We start from the raw sequence: 25,158 nt of genomic DNA on the forward strand, positions 1-25,158 counted from the left end.
GGGACGGATCCATAACTAAACTAGAGCCGTCCCTTTTCATTCCTTTATCTGGCGTACTTGTAAATACAATCGACACCAATTACTCCCTGCAGAGCTACATATCGGCGTTGCCCAGTGCGCTTGCTATAGGCCAACGAGGTGCCATTATTGATAGCAGCTGTTGTCCATGCTTCATCGTAGGGGACTTGCCAATAAATCGGCACGTTGCCATATGCGGCGTATATAGCGCTCCATTCTGCTGGGCTGATTTCATAATTCGGGGGAATTACTACTTGGGCGAAAGCATCATGACCTGTACCGAAACGGTGACCAATTTCGATCTGCCAGCAGTTTGATACAGCGACAGAATAGCTAGCGGTCCTTCCATCTTGGTCCGTAACCGTTACGACCCCTGAACCATTGGTATGACCCGTGACCTTACCTGTGGAGGCATTGATATCGAATGCCCCCCCAGTTCGTGAATAGCGATAAGGTGGACGTCCGCCACGGGCTGTTCGGGTGGCGGTCTTTCCTGGGTAGTCTTGTTGCTGCGTGCCATAGCCGTTATGTATGCTGACAGCCGACAGCGTCAAAAGCGAAGTATCAATTTCAAGTTTTGGTGCGGCAACCGTATAAGTTGTCGAGGGGAACTCGACTGCATTTTCCTTGTTCGTATTACCACTGTACTCCACCTCGGCGGTTACCGTGATTTGCGCGTTATCTGCAAGCCCCGTTAGCCAGCTACGAAGTACCGCTTTGTTCACAAGGCCATTGGCAGCCTCTGTTGAGGTGATCAACGCCCCGTTAGCCGTGAGTACATGAAAGGGTGACACTCCCAAACTGCTGCAGGTGAGCCACGCACGATTCCACTTTGAACTCAAAGACCATTTGATCACTGATGCCAGGGCATTGCCTGCGAAGCTGTTCAGGTTCAACGTGCCGCCGGGTGCAATATTATTGATCCGTGGCTGCGGCAAACTGGCAGCAGGAATGGCATTGACCCTCACCGTTTGCACATTTGACGGAATCGGGTCCGCCACACCCTCACGCTTCACTGAATACTTCAAGCACACCGTGCTGTTCACACTGCGATGCAACACTTCATCCGTGGCCAGGTTGAATGCCACCATGCCTCCATCCAATCCATTCTTGCCCGCCGTATGGTGAGTGCCATCGGCAAAAATCCATTCAAGCGTTATGTAGTCTTGGCCACTCATACCGGTGTAGCGAACGGTCACGGTCGTATCGTGCTCAATCGGCAGCGGGTCTACCGTCACACTTGGCCCGGTATCTGCGGTTCCGTTGATAAACGGATGAGGCAATATTCCCGGCAAGGCCTGGATGGTGTAATGGCGCACACCGAACAGCACGGCAGTGTTCTTGTCAGAGCGTTCCGCCAGGCTGGCCCAGAACTTGATTGTCAAATCCACACCGTCCCCCAGCAGCTTGATCTTGTCCACGGGGGTGGGCGGATTGATCCCATTCAGCACGCCGTCGTCCGTGACCTCGTTGGCGGTGTAGGTGTCTTCAAACACAACGCCTTCACTTTCGTACGTCATCCACATTAGTTGATCAGCATGGATGAAGCTCCACACCGGGATGTAAGTCCGCGCGGTCGGGCTGAGCTGCGACAAGTCCAGAACTGGCCCGCTGATGCCTTCGATAGTCGGCGTCGGCAATCCGGTCAGCGGCAGCAGCCGCAGGGGCACGATCACGGACTCGTAGAGGAACGTGCCGCGATGGAAGTGATATTGCACATTGATGGTGTTGCCACCCTCACGAATCCCGCGGGCGATGGTGCGAGCGTCGATCCACACGCTGGCTTCATGGGTAGTTGGGTTACCAGCGACATTATCTGCGAAGCTGCCGTGATGATCAGCGGTGATCCAATCCACCGTAATAAGGTCACTGTCCAGCATCGGCCGAAATTTCACGATTACCCGTGTGCCGCTTATTGCCGCCAACGGATTGAGTTCATCGGGAGAGGTGGAGGCCCCCTCGATAATCGGCCGTTCCAATTCCACACCTTTGCCCACGGTGAGCATCAGTACTTCTGAACGCAGCACTACTTTCGGCGGGCCAGCGCGCTCCAGGCTGTAGGAAATGCGCAGGCTACCGTTAAGGTTTTTATCAAGAATGTCGCGGGTGACTGGATAGTTTAGCTCCTTGCCAGCGGTTGCCGAGTTGATCGTGAGGGTGCCACTGGCGGATCCGCCAAGACCCGAGCCAACGCACGACCAGTGAAGCGTGTCGCCGGCCTTTGTGTCCAAGTAGGTAAAGGTCACCAGCGCATCACTGCCGGGCACATCAGCCGGGTCCACGTTGTTACCAATAGCGCCTTGCAAGCGTGGCGCCGGCATGTCGGCGGTGCGCTCACCGACTTGCGCCCCGAGCATCGCCGATGGACGAATCGCCAACGCGCCGCCTCCCAGGATATGGGCGGCGCCGTCATTGGTGGTGTAATAGATCTGGATTGGACCCCGCCCGTTGAATTGCTCCAACTCAGCGGCCGTGACCGAGTAGGTGCCACCCTGCGAACCTGCATATTGTGCTCGACTAAAAATAGTCGCATTACCCCCTCCCGGCGGTACATGGGTGATGTACAACGTTTCCAGCCAGCCGGGGTCATGCGGCTCGTAAGCCGGGATGGTGACCGTGATGTCCTCACCTGCCGGAATCAACCCCAGTTCGATAGGGCTGACGCTGGGCACGGGCATTGAAACCTTGGTGCCAACCACGGTGATCGTGATGCTACCGGACTCGCGCGGTAGCGGCGCATCGGCTTGCCAGGAAAATGACACCCGAAGTGAGCCACCGACGACTTTCGCAATGATGTCGTTCTCGATGGGAATAGAGGTAAACCCCCTGTTCAAATCAGGCACAGGTCCCAACCGGATAGTTTCGCTGGTGCCATCGTCTCGCGTGCAAAGCAAGGAAACGGTGATCTTATACTTGGGGTCAGGCTCTGGAAACTGCCGGTCTGTCAGGGCGATGAGTGTGAAGGTCGAGCCGCTCTGGGTATCGAAGTCGATCTGCCGGGACTCTCGGTCATCCACCAGAAAAATCGGCGCGCCCAACAGGTTGGGATCCAGTTCGGCGTTGAGGAAATAGGGTTTGGAGTACTGATATTTTTCGCCGGAGAAGTTCTCTACCACATCCCGCACCCGAAAACGCAGGGTTAATGTGCCCCGTTGTCCGCCCTGCGCAATGATCGACTTATCCACAAACACACGGATCGGCTCCGCTGCGCCCGCTTCATCGGACGTGACGGTATGCAGTACAAAAATGCCATCCCAGGACAGTTCGATCACATCGTTCTTGCGAATGTGTTCGTACGACTCAATCAGGCAATACACGCCAAGGCCGATATTTTCCAAGCGCAGGGTCTCGCCTTCGGGGAACCCTTCGACTTCCATGACCAACCCGGTATGCCATGAGCTGCCCGGGTCGATATCGGTGCCTCCCGGCCGGGTGGTCTTGATCAGAATAATCTGTTGAGGGGATGTGCTTTCGGAGCCACTGCCTGCCCGCCGTACTCGACCATAGGTCACCACCTCACCCTCGGGCATACGCTCCTCGGGAATGGCCAGGTTCTGGCGAACCAGGGTGGTATCCTCAACGAGATCGTCAGCGGCCGCGTAAACCAAATCGTCAAAGTAAATGGCGAAGTAGTCGTTGGAACTCTGAGAAGTCCAATTCTCAAAGGAATAGAGCGCATAAGGACGCACATGCCGGATGCCCAGGCCATAGACCGCAACCTCACCAGGCACATAACTTAGCGGTATAGCCGGGTAGGCCGAGTAAGGATGGTCCAGGTCTTCCACGCGCTGTGGGCCGGCGGCAATGGATTCTCTCTGGCGGGGCAGGCAGGCGATGGGCAAAGAAGTGTCGTCAGAGGCGGAGGGCGCGCGATCACTATCCGAATCAGGGTAACCAGACATGAAGTGTTCTCCTGGCTGAAGGGCACGCACAGAAAGTTATGCGTGGGGCCAGGAAGATCAAACAGCGGTGAGGGAAGCCGCGTCTAGCTGTGAGAATTGACAGTGGCGACAAACGGTATATTGGGTCGAGTGAAAGTGCCGTTAATACAATGCCCGCATATTCACACCTTTTCTTACATATTTTTCACGATTTATTCACAAGCCAAGCCGTAGTGTGAAGCCTCATCCGTTACAAACGTTGCATATCAAGCCCGCCGCCCCAGCGGGCTTTTTTTTGCCTGCTTTTTGGTCAGCAAACGGCCTCACCCTGTAGGAGCGAGCTTGCTCGCGAAGAACCTCAACGATAACGCGAGCATTCTGGTTAATCGCGGCGTCATTGCGTTTTTCGCGAGCAAGCTCGCTCATACAGGAGGCAATGATCGTTCAAGGAAGTGCGGATTTCCATGACTGAACTGGATGCGATCCAGCGGCATCTGCGCATGTGCATCAGCACTTTGGAGATTCTGGGCAATACCCGGCCAGACCCGCGCGATGAGCAGACTACGGCGCGGATGCAAGTCATGTTGAAGGTCGAGCATCGGCAGATACGGGTGCAACTGGTGAGGATGGCGCGGGCGTTGAAGTCGGGAGTGACGGAGCGGTTGGAGCGCCCAGGCAGTGTCGCACCGAATGCCGTACTGCTGGAGGGCCAAGTGCTCAATGGGTTGGACGGCTATCGACTCTTGACGCTGCAACTGACCGCCAATGTCGATGGATGCGCGAGCGGCTTTTGAAAAGCTCGTTACATTGGAAAATTTAGTAACAGCCAGAGAAGCAGGTCCTACAACGCCATGAACCTGCTTTGCCTTTTTTCTACAGTGCACTGATATTCAGGGTTGCAAGCACCAGGCCCACCCAAGCGACTGCTTTTGATTACACCAGACTACTTCTGGGTCGATGGAATCCCAGAGTACTCCGGTCCAGGCGTCGCATTGAGGCTCTGTACATACCCAATACCAAGAATCATAAGGTACCGGCAGTGGCCAACCATAAGCGTTGCCCATGAAGCGAATAGCATCGCCGTAATGGCCAATAGCGCCTGGCAGGGACTTTCTCCAATTGACTGCCGCGCCCCAATCCATTCCGCGACGGTCTTCACGTACCTGCCATACATTACTGACGCTGACGGTGTAGGACACTTGGCCACCCGCCCTGTCAGTGACAACAATGTTCGTACTGCCATTACGCATCCCTGACACAAACCCTGTAGATGTGACCGTCGCCACGGACGGGTTTTGGGAGGTGTAGGTATAAGGAGGCCGACCACCTGTTGCCGCTCGGGTTTGCGTATTACCGGGGTATTCTGCTCTCTTTGGCCAGCCGGCCACGATATAGGCGGTTCCATTTAACGTCATCGTGGCTGTACTGATATACAAGGCTGGATAGGCAACGGTGTATGACGTAGTAGGAAATACGACGGCACGTGCTTTATCCGTATTACCGCCATACTCCACTTCACAGGTTATCGTTATCTGCCTGTTGTTGGGTAATGCCTCCAGCCAACTCCGTAGTACCGCTTTGTTCACAAGGCCATTGGCAGCCTCTATTGAGGTGATCAACGCCCCGTTAGCCGTGAGTACATGAAAGGGCGACACTCCCAAACTGCTGCAGGTGAGCCACGCACGATTCCACTTTGAACTCAAAGACCATTTGATCACTGATGCCAGGGCATTGCCTGCGAAGCTGTTCAGGTTCAACGTGCCGCCGGGTGCAATATTATTGATCCGTGGCTGCGGCAAACTGGCAGCAGGAATGGCATTGACCCTCACCGTTTGCACATTTGACGGAATCGGGTCCGCCACACCCTCACGCTTCACTGAATACTTCAAGCACACCGTGCTGTTCACACTGCGATGCAACACTTCATCCGTGGCTAGGTTGAATGCCACCATGCCTCCATCCAATCCATTCTTGCCCGCCGTATGGTGAGTGCCATCGGCAAAAATCCATTCAAGCGTTATGTAGTCTTGGCCACTCATACCGGTGTAGCGAACGGTCACGGTCGTATCGTGCTCAATCGGCAGCGGGTCTACCGTCACACTTGGCCCGGTATCTGCGGTTCCGTTGATAAACGGATGAGGCAATATTCCCGGCAAGGCCTGGATGGTGTAATGGCGCACACCGAACAGCACGGCAGTGTTCTTGTCAGAGCGTTCCGCCAGGCTGGCCCAGAACTTGATTGTCAAATCCACACCGTCCCCCAGCAGCTTGATCTTGTCCACGGGGGTGGGCGGATTGATCCCATTCAGCACGCCGTCGTCCGTGACCTCGTTGGCGGTGTAGGTGTCTTCAAACACAACGCCTTCACTTTCGTACGTCATCCACATTAGTTGATCAGCATGGATGAAGCTCCACACCGGGATGTAAGTCCGCGCGGTCGGGCTGAGCTGCGACAAGTCCAGAACTGGCCCGCTGATGCCTTCGATAGTCGGCGTCGGCAATCCGGTCAGCGGCAGCAGCCGCAGGGGCACGATCACGGACTCGTAGAGGAACGTGCCACGATGGAAGTAATATTGCACATTGATGGTGTTGCCGCCCTCACGAATCCCGCGGGCGATGGTGCGAGCGTCGATCCACACGCTGGCTTCATGGGTAGTTGGGTTACCAGCGACATTATCTGCGAAGCTGCCGTGATGATCAGCGGTGATCCAATCCACCGTAATAAGGTCACTGTCCAGCATCGGCCGAAATTTCACGATTACCCGTGTGCCGCTTATTGCCGCCAACGGATTGAGTTCATCGGGAGAGGTGGAGGCCCCCTCGATAATCGGCCGTTCCAATTCCACACCTTTGCCCACGGTGAGCATCAGTACTTCTGAACGCAGCACTACTTTCGGCGGGCCAGCGCGCTCCAGGCTGTAGGAAATGCGCAGGCTACCGTTAAGGTTTTTATCAAGAATGTCGCGGGTGACTGGATAGTTTAGCTCCTTGCCAGCGGTTGCCGAGTTGATCGTGAGGGTGCCACTGGCGGATCCGCCAAGACCCGAGCCAACGCACGACCAGTGAAGCGTGTCGCCGGCCTTTGTGTCCAAGTAGGTAAAGGTCACCAGCGCATCACTGCCGGGCACATCAGCCGGGTCCACGTTGTTACCAATAGCGCCTTGCAAGCGTGGCGCCGGCATGTCGGCGGTGCGCTCACCGACTTGCGCCCCGAGCATCGCCGATGGACGAATCGCCAACGCGCCGCCTCCCAGGATATGGGCGGCGCCGTCATTGGTGGTGTAATAGATCTGGATTGGACCCCGCCCGTTGAATTGCTCCAACTCAGCGGCCGTGACCGAGTAGGTGCCACCCTGCGAACCTGCATATTGTGCTCGACTAAAAATAGTCGCATTACCCCCTCCCGGCGGTACATGGGTGATGTACAACGTTTCCAGCCAGCCGGGGTCATGCGGCTCGTAAGCCGGGATGGTGACCGTGATGTCCTCACCTGCCGGAATCAACCCCAGTTCGATAGGGCTGACGCTGGGCACGGGCATTGAAACCTTGGTGCCAACCACGGTGATCGTGATGCTACCGGACTCGCGCGGTAGCGGCGCATCGGCTTGCCAGGAAAATGACACCCGAAGTGAGCCACCGACGACTTTCGCAATGATGTCGTTCTCGATGGGAATAGAGGTAAACCCCCTGTTCAAATCAGGCACAGGTCCCAACCGGATAGTTTCGCTGGTGCCATCGTCTCGCGTGCAAAGCAAGGAAACGGTGATCTTATACTTGGGGTCAGGCTCTGGAAACTGCCGGTCTGTCAGGGCGATGAGTGTGAAGGTCGAGCCGCTCTGGGTATCGAAGTCGATCTGCCGGGACTCTCGGTCATCCACCAGAAAAATCGGCGCGCCCAACAGGTTGGGATCCAGTTCGGCGTTGAGGAAATAGGGTTTGGAGTACTGATATTTTTCGCCGGAGAAGTTCTCTACCACATCCCGCACCCGAAAACGCAGGGTTAATGTGCCCCGTTGTCCGCCCTGCGCAATGATCGACTTATCCACAAACACACGGATCGGCTCCGCTGCGCCCGCTTCATCGGACGTGACGGTATGCAGTACAAAAATGCCATCCCAGGACAGTTCGATCACATCGTTCTTGCGAATGTGTTCGTACGACTCAATCAGGCAATACACGCCAAGGCCGATATTTTCCAAGCGCAGGGTCTCGCCTTCGGGGAACCCTTCGACTTCCATGACCAATCCGGTATGCCATGAGCTGCCCGGGTCGATATCGGTGCCTCCCGGCCGGGTGGTCTTGATCAGAATAATCTGTTGAGGGGATGTGCTTTCGGAGCCACTGCCTGCCCGCCGTACTCGACCATAGGTCACCACCTCACCCTCGGGCATACGCTCCTCGGGAATGGCCAGGTTCTGGCGAACCAGGGTGGTATCCTCAACGAGATCGTCAGCGGCCGCGTAAACCAAATCGTCAAAGTAAATGGCGAAGTAGTCGTTGGAACTCTGAGAAGTCCAATTCTCAAAGGAATAGAGCGCATAAGGACGCACATGCCGGATGCCCAGGCCATAGACCGCAACCTCACCAGGCACATAACTTAGCGGTATAGCCGGGTAGGCCGAGTAAGGATGGTCCAGGTCTTCCACGCGCTGTGGGCCGGCGGCAATGGATTCTCTCTGGCGGGGCAGGCAGGCGATGGGCAAAGAAGTGTCGTCAGAGGCGGAGGGCGCGCGATCACTATCCGAATCAGGGTAACCAGACATGAAGTGTTCTCCTGGCTGAAGGGCACGCACAGAAAGTTATGCGTGGGGCCAGGAAGATCAAACAGCGGTGAGGGAAGCCGCGTCTAGCTGTGAGAATTGACAGTGGCGACAAGCGGTATATTGGGGCGAGTGAAAAGCCCGCCGCCCCAGCGGGCTTTTTTTTGCCTGCTTTTTGGTCAGCAAACGGCCTCACCCTGTAGGAGCGAGCTTGCTCGCGAAGAACGTCAACGATAACGCGGGCATTCTGGTTAACCGCGGTGTCATTGCGTTTTTCGCGAGCAAGCTCGCTCCTACAGGGGGTTGGGGATGGGTTTCAGCGTGTGGCTTGTTCGCGAATGGCGCGCTGGGTCTCCAGCACCTTGGCCAACGCCGTTTCAGCCTCGGCACTCTGCTGCGGCACCCGAATCGCTGCCGACACCAGCGTGATCAGCTTGGCCATCACCTCGGCATCCGTGGCCGGGCGGCCCAGGCTCATGGAGTTCATCAGCAGGCGCAGTTCGGTGCCGGCCATGACCCCGGAAATGGCCTTGAGGGCAAATTGCAGGCGCACCCCCAGTTCATTGCGCGGCAAATCCGGCAAGGCCAGGGCGAAGGCTTCAAAGAAACGCTGGAACACCGGCTGGTAATGCACCTTGAGGTACTCCTGGATAAACGGCGAGGTGTCGCTGTAGACCCGGCCCAGGAAGCGGATAAACGAGCGCCCTTCCCCGCTGGCCGGGTCGCTGCGTTCCAGGCCCATGGCCGGGGCAAACAGCACGCCCAGCAACGTGTCGCAGTCCAGCGGGCCGTCGGATTCGGCTTCACAGCGCGCCAACAATTCCAGGCGCTGCTCGTTGAGCGGCTCCAGGCGCTGCATCAGCAGGGTTTTCATCAGGGAGTCCTTGTCCCCGAAGTGGTAGTTCACCGCCGCCAGGTTGACCTGGGCGCGTTCGGTTATCTGCCGTAGCAACACGGCGTCATAGCCGTACTTGATGAAAAGAGCCTCTGTCGCATCCAGCAGTCGAGTCTTGGTAACGTTTGGAGCGCTGAGTTTCTTCGCGACCATATGGGTTCCACGGCGGAAATATTGTTTTAAAAAATAATTTGATTTTTTATACCGGGGCGGCCCGTCGAAAGCAAGTAGTGACACTCCGCCATATCTTGCAAAGCCCGTATATTCGGGCTTTTGAGGCAAATAGAAGGTTTTTTAACTGCCTCTGACACCCAGCGAGAAAATCGTTTCAACCGGTAAAACCGCTCTACCTCGACGGCTGGCGAAGCGTGAGGAAGGCAGTTACTATTCAAACAATATTTTAAAAACAAGAAATAAAACCAGTCCGTGACGCGTACAGGCAGCTTCCGAACTTGTTACAAAGGTTTTCCGGGGGCAAGGCGGTACCGTCGAGACTGCAGGCGTAGTCATGATGACACAGACCCCCGCGCACCCAGGTTTGATTTCCCTGCAAGGCATCGGCAAGCGCTATCAGCTCGCCGGGCAAGAATTGAGCATTCTCAATGATGTGTGCCTGTCCATCGCCAGCGGTGACAGCTGCGGCATTCTCGGGGCCTCTGGCTCCGGCAAAAGCACCCTGCTCAACATCCTCGGCCTGCTAGACCTGCCCAACTGCGGCCAATACCACTTTGCCGGCCACGATATCTTCAACGCCACCCCCGATGAGCTGGCGGCGATCCGCAACCAGCAGATCGGCTTCGTATTCCAGAGCTTCAACCTGCTGCCCCGCCTGAGTGCCCTGGACAACGTCGCGCTGCCCTTGAGTTATCGCGGCGTGTCGCGGCATGAATCGGTGGAACACGCCCAGCGCATGCTCGCACAGGTCGGCCTCGGCGAACGCGCCCATCACCGCCCTGCCGACCTCTCCGGCGGCCAGCGCCAGCGCGTGGCCATTGCTCGCGCTTTGGTCGGCAACCCCTCGGTAATTCTGGCCGACGAACCCACCGGCAACCTCGACAGCACCACCGCCCAGGAGATCATGGACCTGCTGTTGAACCTCAACCGTGAACAACAGGTGACGCTGATCATCGTCACCCACGATCCGCACATTGCCGAGCGCCTGGAGCGCAAGATCCTGGTGCGCAACGGCGTGGTGCATGAGGCCGGGCGCCCATGAGCCTGCGGGTCGAGCAGAGCCTCAGCCAGTTGCTGCATGAAGCCTTTATCAGCCTGCGTACCCTGGGCAAGCGTTCGATCCTGGCGCTCTTGGGGATCGTCATCGGCAGCTCCTCCGTGGTGGCGTTGATCAATATCGGCCACAACGCGGCGGTGGATGCCGCGATGATCTTCAAGGACATGGGCACCGACACCCTCATCGCCCAGTTCCCGCCCAAGGGCAGCAGCAACGTGCCGATGCGCACACAGCTGGACCTCGACGCGGTGCGCCAGGCAGTGCCGGGCATTGCCCATATCGGCGCGCTCAGCCTGTTCAGCGGGCCCATCGTGTTTCATGGGCGCACCACCAATGCCAGCTTTGTCGGCAGTACTGCCGGTATCCAGCACGCCATGCGCCTGGCGCTGCGTGAGGGGCGCTTCCTGTCACCCTTCGATGCCAACGAAACCTACGGGGTGATCGGCGACCAACTCGCCCAGGCCCTCGGCACGCCGGGCGACCCGCTGCAACTGGGCGACCGTGTGCGTATCAACGACTACCTGTTTCTAGTGGTGGGCATCCTGCACAACCAGCCCCGGGCCATGCTGATGCCGGTGCAAGCCAACGAATCGCTGTTTATTCCCGCCGAAGGCATGCGCCGCATCTACGCCACCCCGCAGATCAACAACCTGATCATTCGCGCAACGCCTGGGCAAGACATGGAACGTATCGCCAGGGACGTCACCGCCGCGTTGCAGCCCCAGCTCATCGACCATGACGTCGACATCACGGTGCCCCAGCAAATGATCGATGGCATGACTCGCCAAAGCCGCACCTTCGCCTACCTGCTGCTGGCCCTCGGCGCGATCTCCCTGGTGGGCGGCGGTGTCGGGGTGATGAACGTGATGCTGATGAACGTCTCGGAACGCCGCCGTGAGATCGGCATCCGCATGGCCTTGGGCGCGCGCCAGCGAGACATCCGCAACCTGTTTTTGCTCGAAGCGGTCACCCTCACCGCCGTGGGTGCGCTGTGCGGCGCGGTGCTAGGTATGACCGCTGCTTGGCTGTATGCGTGGCTGTCGGGCTGGGCCTTTGCCTTGGCAGTGGCTGCCCTGCCCCTGGGCGTTGGCAGTACGTTGCTGGTGGGTTTGTTCTTTGGCATTTACCCGGCGGTGTCGGCCTCACGCTTGCAGCCGGTCGAGGCCCTGCGCGATGAATAAGTACCTGCCACTGCTCATGCTGATCAGCCTGCCGGGCATGGCCGCCGACGTGGTCATCAACCCTCAGGCACCCAGCACCACCCGCAGCGGCTACGAGCGTAGCGTCTCGCTGAATGCCCAGGCCACCACCATGACCCTGGGCGACGCGGTGTACCTGGGCCTGCGCAATAACCCGGCGATTCGTAGCGCCTACCTGCAGCGGGTGGCGCAGAAGTTCGACCTGCGCGTGGCCGAAGACGTGTTCAACCCCAAGCTCACCCTCAACAGCTATTACCGCAGCACCCGCGGTTCCCAAGACAATGCGCGCAACGCCAACGTCGCGCCCAGCAGCAGCCTGCTGGGTGAATACGGCACGCGCTTGAGCATGGCCTGGACCCAGCAGCTAAACAACGCCAACCGCGCCGGCCGCTACCGCAGCGATGGCCTGGACCTGGCGATCATCCAACCGCTGATGCGCGGGGCCGGCTGGGATGCCACCACCGCACCGCTGCGCCTGTCGCGCCTGGCCGAGCAGGCCAACCGCCTGAACCTCAAGGCCACCGTGGCGCAGACCATCAGCCAGATCATCGCCACCTACCGCGAGTTGCTGCGCGCCCAGGAACAACTGGTGATCGTGCAGGAAGCCCTCAAGCGCTCCACGACCTTGCTGGAGGTGAACAAGGCGCTGATCAGCGCCGGGCGCATGGCCGAGTTCGAGATCGTGCAGACCGAAGCCGATATCGCCACCCAGCAATTGGGCGTGGAAGAAGCCCGCAACCAACTCGACACCAGCCGCCTGGCGTTGCTGCGCCTGCTGGCCCTGGACCTGTCGACACCGGTGCGCGCCACCGAGGCCCTGGAAGCCAGCCCCATGGAGATCGACAAACGCCAGGCCTTCAACCTCGCGCAAAACCAGCAACCGGAATACCTCGCCGCCCTGCTCGGCAGCCAGCAGGCCGATCTTAACCTGGTGATCGCCAAGGATTCCGGGCGCTGGCAGGTGGACCTGGTGGCCGGCGCCAACCAGATACGCGCCGCTACCGATAACGACGACGGCCATAACAATAACCGCACCTGGGACAGTTACGCCGGGGTGCAAGTGCAGATCCCCATTGGCGATATCAGCACGCGCCAGGCCGAAGTGCGTGCGCGGGTAAATGTGGAGGATCAGGAAATCCGCATCACCGACGCTCGCCAGGAACTGGAGCGCAACGTCAACAACGTGGTGCGTGACCTCGGCACCCGCTGGCGCCAATATGAAATCTCCAAGCGCGCCGTGGAGTTGTCGCGGCGCAAGATCGAGATCGAGCGGGAAAAACTCAGCGCCGGGCGCTCCACCAACTTCCAGGTGCTGAGCTTCGAAACCGACCTGCGCAACGCCGAAAATGCCCAGCTCAATGCGCTGATCGCTTATTTGAACGCCCAGACCCAGCTCGATCTGACCCTGGGCATGACGCTGGAAAGTTGGGAAATCGCCCTCAATGACTACTAATAAAAAATTGCTGATGGCCGTTGCCTTGATCCTGTTGCTGGGCGGCGCGGCAGTCAGCCTGCTGAGCCAACGCAGCGGCACCGAGCCGGCGAACACGGCCGAGCAGTGGCTGGCCGTGAAGCCCGACCCGCTGGTGCACCAGATCGGCCTGGTGGGCAAGATCGAGCCGCAGACCACCGTCACCCTGACGGCACCGTTCGACGGTAATGTGCTGGCCAACCTGGTCGAACAAGGCCAGCGCGTCGAAGCCGGCCAGGTCCTGTTACGCATGGACCCAGCGACGCTTGAAGTACAACTGCGCGACGCCCTCTCCGCGCAACTCAAGGCCCGGCGCACCGTGCAGGAAATGCAGGACTGGGGCAGCAGCCCCACCGTCAGCCGTGCCCGTCGCAGTTTACGCACCGCTGAAATGACCGCGGGCAACACCCAACGCAAACTCACCGAAAGCGAAAACCTGTTCAAGCGCGGCATCATCCCGCGCAACGAACTGGATGACCTCAAGCAGCAGACTCAGCAGCAGCAACTGGACCTGGCGGCGGCGCGCAGTGAACTGCAACAAGCCCTGGACCAAGGCCAGGGCGAATACCGGCAGATCGCCGAGATGGAACTGACCAATGCCACGGTGAAGTACGAAGCCTTGCAAACACTGCTCGAAGGCAAGGAGGTCAAGGCGCCCTTCTCCGGCATCGTGGTACCGGCACCCGGCAGCACCAATACGGCTCAAGGTGGCGGTAATAACAGCGCGCCGGTGCAGGCCGGCAGCAAGGTCAGCCAGGGCCAGGTGCTGTTCGGCCTGGCCAATATCGAACAGTTGAAAATCGTCGCCAAGGTCTCAGAGCTGGATATCAACCAGTTGCGTCAGGGCCAAGCCGTGGAAGTGATGGGTGATGGCTTTGATGGCGAACGGCTGACGGGTTCGGTCAGCGTGGTCAGCGGCTTGGCCATCGCCAGCGACAGCCAGGGCAGCGCGCAGTTTCCGGTGACCTTGTCGATCCCCAGGCTGACGCCACAGCAGTTGCAGCGGGTACGCCTGGGCATGAGTGCGCGGTTGACGATCGTCACCTACAACAATGACCAGGCGATCGTGATTCCCAGCCAGGCGATCCAGGCGGACATGAGCGTGGCGTATCGGGCGGCGATGGATCAGCCGGTGCAGCGGGTAAAAGTAACCACTGGGCAATCGACGCCCCAGGGGGTTGAGGTGTTTGGGCTAGAGGCGGGGTTTGTGAGGGTCGGGGAAGTCAGTCACTGACACTCGATCCCGGGTATGCCCTAACTGTAGGAGCGAGCTAGCTCGCGAAAAACGTCAACGATAACGCGTGCTTCCTGAACAAACGCGGTGCCCTCAGGCTCTTCGCAGGCAAGCCAGCTCCTACATCTGGCCCTGTGGCATCCGTTAGATAGCCGTCGTAATCCTGGCGGCCAGTGCCTTGGCCTGCAGCGCCACATCGGTCACCGCCGTGCTCTCCCACCACATCCCCCGTAACGGCGGCCCCATGGCGAACAGTCGCGGGCTGACCTGGCCGCGAGCATCCACCACCGCCCCCGTTGCATCCGCCGCAATCCCCAGCGCCAACGGCCCAGGCTGGACCAACCCACGCTTGAGCAGTTGCTGCGGTAACGGCCGGGCCACCCGCCGCCAGTCGTATTCAATGCCGCTGGAATTGATCAGCGCGGCGCCCACAACCTGATTAATCATCTCTTCACCACGGTAGCGCAGTGCAATGGCAACCCCCTCTTGCGATGGCACCAAGCCCTTGAACGACGCCGCGTGAATCCGCAACCGCCCTTGCTGGTGCAACCACGCCACCAACTGCGCGCTCAAGGGGGGCGAACGGTGATGGTGGCTTTCCCACCAGGGCCGCACATGCCGCACGAACTGGCGTTTCTGAGCCTCAGTGGCCTGGCTCCACAGGCGTGCTATATGCACGCGCACCGTGTCCAGCGGTGCCTGCCAGTCGATGCCTTGCTCCAGCGCGAGCTGGCACTGGCGTCGCACCTCACGCAGCAATTGTCGGGGGCTGCTCAGGCGGTGGTCAGCGGCGAGGAAGTCGTTCCAGCTCGGCGGTTGCCGGCGTACATGGGGCAACAAGCCGTGGCGCGAAAAAACATCGATAGGCCCGCGATGCCCGGCCTGCTCCAGGGAGACCACGGCATCGACCATGGTCAGGCCGGAGCCGATGATCAGCACCGTCGATTGGGGGTCCAATTGGGTCATTGCGTGCACGTCCCAAGGATCCAGCGCAGCGGCGTTCAAACCTGTGGACTCGGTTTGCGGGGTACGCGCCGCCGGGAACATGCCGGTGGCCATTACCGCACAGGCGCCCCGCAGTTGCTCGCCATTATCGAGGGTCAACAATGTCGAGGTGGCGTCGACTTGCAGGTCTACCACTTCGGCGCGGATGTGCTCGACGGTCGAGGTGGACAGCGCCTTGGCCTGTGCCAGGCGCTGCTGGGCGTACAGGCCAAAAATCCCGCGCGGCGGGAACAGTTCGCTGATGGGCACGTGCTGTTGATACGACTCGGGCCATCCCCCGGCGTTGATGTGATCGGTGAGCCACTGGGTGAGGTCGTCAGCATTGTCCGGGTCAACGCTCATGCGTGCGGCATTGCCATTCAACGTGTGGCCCAATTCGACTGCGCTGTAGGCTTCGCCGCGCCCCAGCTCGGCACGCGGTTCGACTATCAGGATGCGCCGCGTGCCTGGCAGGCGCAGCAGTTGCACGGCCAGCATCGTGCCGCTCAGGCCACCGCCGATAATGAGTACGTCAGCGTTGCGGGTGGAGTCGCTCATGCAGGTTCGCCCCTAAAATTTAGCCAAATACCTGTGATGCCAGTAACGCGCCCTGCAGAAACATTCGGTTGCATCTGCATCGTGGGCCGGACGGAACCGCATAGGTGATGACTACCAATAAACGTCGAGCGTTCTTTTCGCTCAAACAACTATTCCATTTCTGAACAGGTGTTGAAAATGACAACTATCCCGACCGGTATCCCGCCCGCTTTTTTCCCACAGGCCGATACACCGTCAGCACCGGGCAATCAAGCGGAACACGAGAAACCGCCCGCGGCGAAACCACCGCACGACAGAGACTTTATCTCCCCGAGAGAGGAAGAGGGTGGGTGGTTGGGAGGGCGCGACGGAAAACCCCCACCGCATTGGAAATGGTAAGTTCTAAAAATTCCTGACGCCTTCATCACATGATTAGCAAGAGATAAGGCCATGGGCACCTCTGAAAAAAGGTGCCCATGAAAACCATTTGCGCTCAAATCACCACATTTCGAACAAACCGCACCGCAGCATTCCCATCATTGCGATAAGCATGGGGCTGGTGGCTGGCGAACATAAAGAACTCTCCAGCCTCGATGACATTTTCCTGATCACCTATTACCAGTGTCAGGCTACCCTCGAATACAAACAGCTGTTCGCTCCACCCTTCCAGGTCAGGGTCCGGGCAATAACGATCACCGGGCTCAAGACGCCACTCCCACAACTCGACCTCACGCCGTGCCGTGGCCTTGGCCAGCAACACCGCCTTACTGCCAGCAATGTCGCCCGCCCAAGCCAACTCATTGATACGGCTATGATCGCGCACATCCGGCGCCTGAATCAGGTCACTGAACGCCACGTCCAACGCTTCGGCGACACGGTCCAGGGTCGACAGGCTGACGTTCTTCTCCCCCGCCTCAATCGCCACCAACATGCGCCGGCTGACACCGGATTTTTCCGAGAGCGCGGTCTGGCTCAGGTCGGCGGCATGGCGCAGGCGACGAACGTTCTGGCTGACGTGCTGCAGGACCGAAGCCCGTTGCGGATTTTCTTTGTGCACTATATTGCTCAATAGGTGGGTGTGCGCAGTATACTGCCCAGCGTGCGGCGCATTGTGCGGTCCGTGCTTTCCCCTTGCAAGACCGAGCCGCCATGACCGCCCCGAACTCCCCGAACTCCCCGTCGCGTTTCAACCGTTTCAGTAAAGCCGAATGCATCCTGGTGGTGATCACGATGATCTGGGGCGGCACCTTTTTGCTGGTGCAGCACGCCATGACCGTCAGCGGGCCGATGTTTTTTGTCGGCCTGCGCTTCGCGGCGGCGACGATCGTGGTGGGGTTCTTTTCCTTGCGCACCCTGCGCGACCTGACCCTGTTCGAATTGAAGGCCGGGGTGTTTATCGGGGTGGCGATCATGTTCGGCTACGGCTTGCAGACCATCGGCCTGCAAACCATCTTGAGCAGCCAGTCGGCGTTTATCACCGCGTTGTATGTGCCGTTCGTGCCGCTGTTGCAGTGGCTGGTGCTGGGCCGTCGCCCGGGGTTGATGCCGAGCATCGGCATCATGCTGGCGTTTGCCGGGTTGATGCTGTTGACCGGCCCGGCGGGGGCTTCACTGAACTTCAGCCCAGGTGAAATCGCCACGCTGATCGGTGCCGTGGCTATAGCGGCCGAGATCATCTTGATCAGCGCATTTGCCGGCCAGGTGGATATTCGCCGGGTGACCGTGGTGCAACTGGCCACCGCTTCGGTGCTGTCCTTCATGATGGTGGTGCCGATGGGCGAGGCGTTGCCGGGCTTTTCCTGGCTGCTGCTGTTCAGTGCCGTGGGCCTGGGCTTGACCAGTGCGGTGATCCAGGTGGCGATGAACTGGGCACAGCAGAGTGTCTCGCCAACGCGAGCGACGTTGATTTATGCTGGTGAGCCGGTGTGGGCCGGCGTTGTGGGGCGAATCGCCGGGGAGCGGTTCCCACCGATTGCTATGTTGGGGGCTGTGTTGATTGTGGTGGCGGTGATTGTGAGCGAGTTGAAGACCAAGGGGCAGAAGGCCGTTGAGTTGGCAGAGGCGTTGGAGCAGGAGCGGCAGGGGTAGCCCACGATCAACAGTAACCACGATGCGAAGCGAGCCGCTCTTGCTCTTGCTCTTGACCTGCTTTTGATCTCAGGCGCCCCGTCAAACCACGCTGGCCGGAATTCGACAGGGATTTGGGGGGTAAACCGGCAGGGATGCCGGTTTAGCCGCCCCGCGCCATGGATGGCGCGCGGCGGCGGCCCCCCAAATCACGGGCGGATTACGGGCACACCGAGCCCAAGCGAGGTGCCGAGTGGTGGGGCAAGAGCGTTTTGCTTACTTTTGCGCTGTTCAAAAGTGAGCCGCTGTCAGAGCGGAACCCTAGGTGGCCGTTACCGCAGCAATGGATATGTACACAATCCAACTGTGTTGACTGCAAGGACGCCTTCGCGAGCAAGCCCGCTCCCACAGTTGGATTGTGGGGTGTCAGGTAGAGAAGTGTCGGCTGATAGGCCGCCATCGCAGGCAAGCCAGCTCCCACAATTGGATCGTGGGGTTTCAGGGAGACAAGCGTCGACTGGCAGGCCGTCACGGGAGCAAGCTCCCTCGCCACAGGTACGGCGTCGCTGCAGATAACGGCTCCCACAGAGGTCGGCATTTTAATTCAAGGGCCGGTTCAAACAGTGCCAAATGGGAAATTTCAGCTTACCTTGTAGGATCCTGCCACATCTTGGCGTTTGGTGATCGTGAAAGCGGCACGTATGATGCATCCCAAACTCCCGCAGATTAGAAGCCTATGTCCCTGATAGTTCTACTGCTTCTGCCTTTTATCGGCAGCTGTCTGGCGGCCTTGCTGCCGCATAACGCACGTAACACCGAATCCCTGTTGGCCGGCCTTGTGGCATTGGTCGGTACTATTCAAGTCGCCCTGCTCTATCCCCAGATCGCCCACGGTGGCGTGATCCGCGAAGAACTCATGTGGTTGCCCAGCCTTGGGCTGAACTTCGTGTTGCGCATGGATGGGTTCGCCTGGCTGTTCTCGATGCTGGTGCTGGGCATCGGCACGCTGGTGTCGCTGTATGCGCGCTACTACATGTCACCGGACGACCCGGTGCCGCGTTTCTTTGCGTTTTTCCTGGCGTTCATGGGCGCCATGCTTGGCCTGGTGATCTCCGGCAACCTGATCCAGATCGTATTCTTCTGGGAACTGACCAGCCTGTTCTCGTTCCTGCTGATCGGCTATTGGCACCACCGTGCCGATGCGCGCCGTGGTGCGTACATGGCGCTGATGGTCACCGGCGCAGGTGGCTTGTGCCTGTTGGCGGGTGTAATGCTGCTGGGGCATATCGTCGGCAGCTATGACCTGGACCAGGTGCTGGCGGCGGGCGATCAGATTCGCGCGCATTCGCTGTACCCGGTCATGCTCGCCCTGGTGCTGGTCGGGGCCTTGAGCAAGAGCGCGCAGTTCCCCTTTCATTTCTGGCTGCCCCACGCCATGGCGGCACCGACACCGGTTTCGGCCTACCTGCACTCGGCGACGATGGTGAAGGCCGGCGTGTTCCTGCTGGCCCGCCTGTGGCCATCGCTGTCCGGCAGCGAAGAATGGTTCTGGATCGTCGGCGGTGCCGGCGCCCTCACTCTCCTCCTCGGCGCTTACTGCGCCATGTTTCAAAACGATCTCAAGGGCCTGCTGGCCTATTCCACCATCAGCCACCTCGGGCTGATCACCCTGCTGCTGGGCCTTAACAGCCCGCTGGCCGCTGTTGCCGCCGTCTTCCACATTCTTAACCACGCCACGTTCAAGGCTTCGCTGTTCATGGCGGCGGGCATCATCGACCACGAAAGCGGCACGCGGGATATCCGCAAGCTCAGCGGGCTGGTGCGCCTGATCCCGTTTACCGCGACCCTGGCGATGGTCGCCAGTGCGTCCATGGCCGGGGTGCCGTTGCTCAATGGCTTCCTGTCCAAAGAGATGTTCTTCGCCGAAACCGTGTTTATCTCCTCGACCCAATGGGTGGAAATCGCGCTGCCGGTGATCGCGACCATCGCCGGTACGTTCAGCGTGGCCTATGCCCTGCGCTTTACCGTGGATGTGTTCTTCGGCCCGCCCGCCACCGACTTGCCGCACACGCCCCACGAGCCGCCGCGCTGGATGCGCGCACCGGTCGAGCTGCTGGTGTTCACCTGCCTGCTGGTGGGGATTTTCCCGGCCCAGGTGGTCGGTTCGATCCTCGCCGCTGCCGCCCTGCCGGTGGTGGGCGGTACCTTGCCCGAATATAGCCTGGCGATCTGGCACGGCTGGAACGCGCCGATGATCATGAGCCTGGTGGCGATGACCGGCGGCGTGGTGCTGTACCTGATGCTGCGCAAGCAACTCAAGCGTGGCCGCTTCGAATACCCACCGCTGATCGGCTATTTCAACGGCAAGCGCGGTTTCGAGCGCTGTCTGGTGGTGATGATGCGCGGCGTGCGCCGCATCGAGAAACGCATCAGCACCAAGCGTCTGCAAACCCAGTTGTTCCTGTTGGTGCTGCTGGCGGTGATCGGCGCGATGATCCCGATGATCAACAGTGGCCTCAGTTGGGGCGACCGCCCGAAAATCCCGGGCTCCATCGTCTTCGTCACCCTGTGGTTGCTGGCGATTGCCTGCGCACTGGGTGCCGCCTGGCAAGCCAAGTATCACCGGCTGGCGGCCCTGACCATGGTCAGCGTGTGCGGCCTGATGACCTGCGTCACCTTCGTATGGTTCTCGGCGCCGGACCTGGCCCTCACCCAACTGGTGGTGGAAGTGGTCACCACCGTGCTGATCCTGCTGGGCCTGCGCTGGCTGCCAAGGCGGATCGAAGAGGTCTCGCCCCTGCCCAGCTCGCTGCGCAAGGCGCGTATCCGTCGCCTGCGTGACTTGCTACTCTCCACTGTGGTGGGCGGCGGCATGGCGCTGCTGTCCTACGCGATGCTGACCCGCCAGACGCCCAACGATATCTCCTCGTTCTACCTAAGCCGTGCCCTGCCCGAAGGCGGCGGCAGCAATGTGGTGAATGTGATGCTGGTGGACTTCCGGGGCTTCGACACCCTGGGCGAAATCACCGTACTGGGCGCCGTGGCCTTGACCGTGTACGCCCTGCTACGCCGCTTCCGCCCGTCCAAGGAAAGCATGGAGTTGCCGCCCCAACAACGCCAACTGGCGCCGGACGTGGCGACCGACCTGGTCAACCCGCGCCAGGCCAGCGACACCGCCCTGGGCTTCATGATGGTGCCGGCGGTGCTGGTGCGCCTGCTGCTGCCGATTGCGCTGGTGGTGTCGTTCTATCTGTTCATGCGCGGCCACAATCAACCGGGTGGTGGTTTCGTCGCCGGGCTGGTGATGTCGGTGGCGTTTATCCTGCAATACATGGTCGCCGGTACCCAGTGGGTCGAGGCGCAGATGAGCCTGCGGCCGATGCGCTGGATGGGCTTCGGCCTGCTGTCGGCCACCTTGACCGGGCTGGGTGCGCTGTTCGCCGGCTACCCCTTCCTCACCACTCATACCTGGCATTTCAGCCTACCGCTACTGGGCGATATCCATATCGCCAGTGCGCTGTTCTTTGACGTCGGCGTGTACGCCATGGTCGTGGGCTCGACCCTGTTGATGCTTACCGCCCTCGGCCACCAGTCGGTGCGCGCGCATAAACCGAGCAACCAGCCCAAAGTGGTTGCTGCAACCGAAGGAGCCGCCTGATGGAAGAAGTCATCGCAATAGCCATTGGGGTCCTGGCGGCCTCCGGCGTCTGGTTGATCCTGCGGCCACGGACGTTCCAGGTGGTCATGGGTTTGTGCCTGCTGTCCTACGGGGTCAACCTGTTCATCTTCAGCATGGGCAGCCTGTTTATCGGCAAGGAGCCGATCATCAAGGACGGCGTGCCCCAAGACCTGCTCAACTACACCGACCCACTGCCCCAGGCCCTGGTGCTCACGGCCATCGTCATCAGCTTCGCCATGACCGCGTTGTTCCTGGTGGTGCTGCTGGCATCCCGGGGCCTGACCGGCACTGACCATGTAGACGGCCGGGAGCCCAAGGAATGACGTGGATGAATCAACTGATTGTCGCGCCGATCCTGCTGCCGCTGCTCACCGCCGGGCTGATGCTGATGCTGGGCGAGAAACGCCGCCCGCTCAAAGCCCAGATCAATCTGTGCTCCAGCATCGTCGGCCTGGGCGTTGCCGTGCTGCTGTTGTACTGGACGCAACAAGGCGGCCCCGGCTCCATTGGTGTGTACCTGCCGGGCAACTGGCAAGTGCCGTTCGGCATCGTGCTGGTGGTGGACCAGCTGTCGGCGATGATGCTGGTGCTTACCGGGGTGATCGGCGTGAGTGCGCTGCTGTTCGCCATGGCGCGCTGGGACCGTGCGGGCACCAGCTTCCATGCCCTGTTCCAGATCCAACTGATGGGGCTGTACGGCGCCTTCCTCACCGCCGACCTGTTCAACCTGTTCGTGTTCTTCGAGGTGCTGCTGGCCGCCTCCTACGGTCTGATGCTGCACGGTTCCGGCCGTGCACGGGTGTCGTCGGGGCTGCATTACATTGCGATCAACCTGCTGGCGTCGTCGCTGTTCCTGATTGGCGCGGCGATGATCTACGGCGTCACCGGTACGCTGAACTTCGCTGACCTGGCATTGAAGATCCCGCTGGTGCCAGAGGCCGATCGCGGCCTGTTGCATGCCGGTGCGGCGATCCTGGCGACGGCGTTCCTGGCCAAGGCCGGCATGTGGCCGCTGAACTTCTGGCTGGCGCCCGCCTACTCCTCGGCCAGCGCGCCGGTGGCGGCGATGTTCGCGATCATGACCAAGGTCGGCGTGTACACCGTGCTGCGCCTGTGGACCCTGCTGTTCTCCGGCCAAGCCGGCGCCTCGGCGCTGTTTGGCGGTGACTGGCTGGTGTACGGCGGCATGGCAACCATCATTTGCGCGGCACTGGCGATGGTGGCGGCGCAGCGCCTGGAGCGCATGGCCAGCCTGAGTATCCTGGTGTCGGCGGGGATCCTGCTGTCGGCGGTCGGGTTTGCCCAGCCGAGCCTGACTGCTGGGGCGCTGTTCTATCTGGTCAGCTCCACCCTGGCACTGAGTGCGCTGTTTTTGCTGGCGGAGTTGATCGAGCGTTCGCGTTCGGCCAACGACCTGCCGCTGGATGAGGAGATTGATGCGCTGCCCAAAGCCATGGAATCGCTGCATCCGCGCCCGGGCGTGAACCTGGACGATGAGCAAAAAGCAGTGATCGGCCAGGTCATCCCTTGGACCATGGCCTTCCTGGGCCTGAGCTTTATCGCCTGCGCGCTGCTGATTATCGGCATGCCGCCGCTGTCCGGGTTTATCGGCAAGCTCAGCCTGTTGAGCGCGCTGATCAACCCACTGGGCCTGGGCAACGCCGTGGACGAGTCCATCCGCCCGGCGGCCTGGGGCCTGGTGGCGCTGCTGATTCTCTCTGGCCTGGCCTCGCTCATCGCTTTCGCCCGCCTCGGCATCCAGCGCTTCTGGACCCCGGAAGAACGCCCATCACCGCTGCTGCGCCGCTACGAGTGTGTGCCGATCTTCCTGCTGCTGGGGTTGAGCATCGCGCTGACCTTCAAGGCCGAGGCGCTGATGCGCTACACCCAGGCCACCGCCGAAAGCCTGAACAACCCGGAACACTACGTGATGGCAGTGCTCGCGACCCGGCCAGTGCCTAGCCCTGAAGCCAAGGCCGCCGCCCTGGAGGTGCAGCCATGAAACGTCTGTTCCCGGCTCCCTGGCTGTCGTTGGCGTTGTGGGTATTGTGGCTGGTGCTGAACTTGTCGATCAGCCCCGGCAACCTGCTGCTGGGCGCACTGTTGGGCTTTCTTGCGCCGCTGATGATGGCGCCGCTGCGCCCGCTGCCGATCCGCATCCGCCGCCCTGGGGTGATCATCCGCCTGTTCTTCCGGGTCGGCCTCGACGTGATTATCTCCAACCTGCACGTGGCCTGGGGCGTACTCACCTGCGGCTCACGCCCACCGCGCTCGCGCTTTATCAAGATCCCCCTGGACCTGCGCGACGCCAACGGCCTGGCTGTGCTGGCGATGATCACCAGCGTGACCCCCGGCACCGTCTGGTCGGAACTGGCCCTGGACCGCAGCATCCTGCTGCTGCATGTCTTCGACTTGGATGACGAGGCCTCGTTTATCCAGCAATTCAAGCACGCCTACGAACGGCCCCTGATGGAGATCTTCGAATGAGCGCCCTGCTCGCCAATGCGATCCTGTTCAGCCTGTTCCTGTTCTCCCTGGCCATGGTGCTGACCCTGGTGCGCCTGTTCAAAGGCCCCTCGGCCCAGGACCGGGTACTGGCGCTGGACTACCTGTACATCCTGGCGATGCTGATGATGCTCACCCTGGGTATCCGCTATGCCAGCGACACTTACTTTGAAGCGGCGCTGCTGATCGCGCTGTTCGGCTTCGTCGGCTCGTTCGCCCTAGCCAAATTCCTGCTGCGTGGCGAGGTGATTGAATGATGCCGTTATGGGTTGAAATTATCGTGGCGGCGTTGCTGTTGCTCAGCAGCCTGTTTGCCTTGATTGGCGCGATTGGCTTGCTGCGGATGAAGGCGTTTTTCCAACGCATGCACCCGCCGGCACTCGCCTCGACGTTGGGGGCGTGGAGTGTGGCGTTGGCGTCGATCATCTACTTTTCGGTGCTCAAGTCCGGGCCGGTACTGCATGGCTGGTTGATTCCGATTTTGCTCGCGATCACCGTGCCGGTCACCACACTGCTGTTGGCGCGAACCGCCCTGTTCCGCAAACGCATGGCCGGCGATGACGTCCCCGCCGAAGTCAGCAGCCGCCGCTGATTCATCAAACGAACGAATTAAAAATGTGGGAGCTGGCTTGAGATAGCCATAGGTATCTACACAACTTTGGTGCGACGCTGAACCTGTGGTGAGGGAGCTTGCTTC

The 25,158-nt window shown here is 60.1% G+C and carries 16 protein-coding genes and 1 pseudogene; 12 read left to right on the plus strand and 5 right to left on the minus strand.

Annotated elements, in window-relative coordinates; genetic code table 11:
• Positions 1 to 44: 44 nt before the first annotated feature.
• Positions 45 to 3,920 carry a YncE family protein gene (locus HU731_RS04545; RefSeq protein ID WP_217894832.1) on the minus strand — a complete coding sequence of 1,292 codons (3,876 nt, stop codon included), beginning with the start codon at positions 3,918 to 3,920 and terminating at the stop codon, positions 45 to 47.
• Positions 3,921 to 4,345: 425 nt separating this feature from the next.
• Between HU731_RS04545 and HU731_RS04550 the strand changes: the two are divergent.
• Positions 4,346 to 4,719, plus strand: a pseudogene (locus tag HU731_RS04550) (FUSC family protein); the annotation flags it as partial.
• A gap of 70 nt (positions 4,720 to 4,789) precedes the next feature.
• On the opposite strand, the gene HU731_RS04555 reads toward HU731_RS04550, so the two are convergent.
• Both HU731_RS04555 and HU731_RS04560 read right to left on the minus strand, forming a co-directional pair.
• A complete protein-coding gene (locus HU731_RS04555) occupies positions 4,790 to 8,662 on the minus strand; it encodes an immunoglobulin-like domain-containing protein (protein ID WP_217894833.1) in 3,873 nt (1,290 codons plus the stop codon).
• Between the two features lie 313 nt (positions 8,663 to 8,975).
• Positions 8,976 to 9,707 carry a TetR/AcrR family transcriptional regulator gene (locus tag HU731_RS04560; protein WP_032880606.1) on the minus strand — a complete coding sequence of 244 codons (732 nt, stop codon included), beginning with the start codon at positions 9,705 to 9,707 and terminating at the stop codon, positions 8,976 to 8,978.
• A gap of 355 nt (positions 9,708 to 10,062) precedes the next feature.
• On the opposite strand from HU731_RS04560, the gene HU731_RS04565 reads away from it, so the two are divergent.
• From HU731_RS04565 to HU731_RS04580, 4 genes are read left to right on the plus strand one after another with little or no spacing between them, the layout of a single operon-like run.
• Positions 10,063 to 10,770: an ABC transporter ATP-binding protein gene (locus tag HU731_RS04565; RefSeq protein ID WP_186609536.1), complete on the plus strand. Its 708-nt coding sequence runs from the start codon at positions 10,063 to 10,065 to the stop codon at positions 10,768 to 10,770.
• A complete protein-coding gene (locus HU731_RS04570; protein ID WP_186609538.1) occupies positions 10,767 to 11,966 on the plus strand; it encodes an ABC transporter permease in 1,200 nt (399 codons plus the stop codon). Before HU731_RS04565 ends, HU731_RS04570 begins: the two co-directional genes overlap by 4 nt.
• Positions 11,959 to 13,437 carry a TolC family protein gene (locus HU731_RS04575; RefSeq protein WP_032896633.1) on the plus strand — a complete coding sequence of 493 codons (1,479 nt, stop codon included), beginning with the start codon at positions 11,959 to 11,961 and terminating at the stop codon, positions 13,435 to 13,437. The genes HU731_RS04570 and HU731_RS04575 overlap by 8 nt, the downstream gene beginning before the upstream one ends.
• A complete protein-coding gene (locus tag HU731_RS04580) occupies positions 13,427 to 14,689 on the plus strand; it encodes an efflux RND transporter periplasmic adaptor subunit (RefSeq protein WP_186609540.1) in 1,263 nt (420 codons plus the stop codon). The genes HU731_RS04575 and HU731_RS04580 overlap by 11 nt, the downstream gene beginning before the upstream one ends.
• A 144-nt stretch (positions 14,690 to 14,833) precedes the next feature.
• Here the strand turns inward: HU731_RS04580 and HU731_RS04585 are convergent, their stop codons facing one another.
• Together HU731_RS04585 and HU731_RS04590 are read right to left on the minus strand one after the other, a co-directional pair.
• Positions 14,834 to 16,231 (minus strand): FAD/NAD(P)-binding protein, encoded by a 1,398-nt coding sequence (locus tag HU731_RS04585; protein WP_186609542.1) that lies wholly within the window; start codon positions 16,229 to 16,231, stop codon positions 14,834 to 14,836.
• Positions 16,232 to 16,703: 472 nt separating this feature from the next.
• On the minus strand, positions 16,704 to 17,267 hold the full coding sequence (locus HU731_RS04590) for a type II toxin-antitoxin system RelB family anti-toxin (protein ID WP_186609544.1): 564 nt from the start codon (positions 17,265 to 17,267) through the stop codon (positions 16,704 to 16,706).
• A 92-nt stretch (positions 17,268 to 17,359) separates the two neighbouring features.
• Here HU731_RS04590 and HU731_RS04595 point away from each other — a divergent pair, with 92 nt between their 5' ends.
• From HU731_RS04595 to HU731_RS04625, 7 genes are all read left to right on the plus strand, one after another.
• Positions 17,360 to 18,298: a DMT family transporter gene (locus tag HU731_RS04595; protein ID WP_186609546.1), complete on the plus strand. Its 939-nt coding sequence runs from the start codon at positions 17,360 to 17,362 to the stop codon at positions 18,296 to 18,298.
• A 715-nt stretch (positions 18,299 to 19,013) separates the two neighbouring features.
• Positions 19,014 to 21,935 (plus strand): monovalent cation/H+ antiporter subunit A, encoded by a 2,922-nt coding sequence (locus HU731_RS04600; protein WP_186609548.1) that lies wholly within the window; start codon positions 19,014 to 19,016, stop codon positions 21,933 to 21,935.
• On the plus strand, positions 21,935 to 22,279 hold the full coding sequence (locus HU731_RS04605) for a Na+/H+ antiporter subunit C (RefSeq protein ID WP_003192163.1): 345 nt from the start codon (positions 21,935 to 21,937) through the stop codon (positions 22,277 to 22,279). Before HU731_RS04600 ends, HU731_RS04605 begins: the two co-directional genes overlap by 1 nt.
• The gene (locus HU731_RS04610) at positions 22,276 to 23,958 is read left to right on the plus strand and encodes a monovalent cation/H+ antiporter subunit D (RefSeq protein WP_161907437.1); all 1,683 of its coding nucleotides are present in this window, start codon (positions 22,276 to 22,278) and stop codon (positions 23,956 to 23,958) included. The genes HU731_RS04605 and HU731_RS04610 overlap by 4 nt, the downstream gene beginning before the upstream one ends.
• Entirely contained in the window at positions 23,955 to 24,443 is a 489-nt protein-coding gene (locus HU731_RS04615) for a Na+/H+ antiporter subunit E (protein WP_014718934.1), read from the plus strand. The genes HU731_RS04610 and HU731_RS04615 overlap by 4 nt, the downstream gene beginning before the upstream one ends.
• A complete protein-coding gene (locus HU731_RS04620) occupies positions 24,440 to 24,718 on the plus strand; it encodes a K+/H+ antiporter subunit F (RefSeq protein ID WP_003192168.1) in 279 nt (92 codons plus the stop codon). The genes HU731_RS04615 and HU731_RS04620 overlap by 4 nt, the downstream gene beginning before the upstream one ends.
• Positions 24,715 to 25,053 (plus strand): Na+/H+ antiporter subunit G, encoded by a 339-nt coding sequence (locus tag HU731_RS04625; protein WP_186609550.1) that lies wholly within the window; start codon positions 24,715 to 24,717, stop codon positions 25,051 to 25,053. The genes HU731_RS04620 and HU731_RS04625 overlap by 4 nt, the downstream gene beginning before the upstream one ends.
• The last annotated feature ends 105 nt before the right edge of the window (positions 25,054 to 25,158 follow it).

It is taken from the genome of Pseudomonas salmasensis, from assembly GCF_014268375.2.
GTDB lineage: Bacteria > Pseudomonadota > Gammaproteobacteria > Pseudomonadales > Pseudomonadaceae > Aquipseudomonas > Aquipseudomonas salmasensis.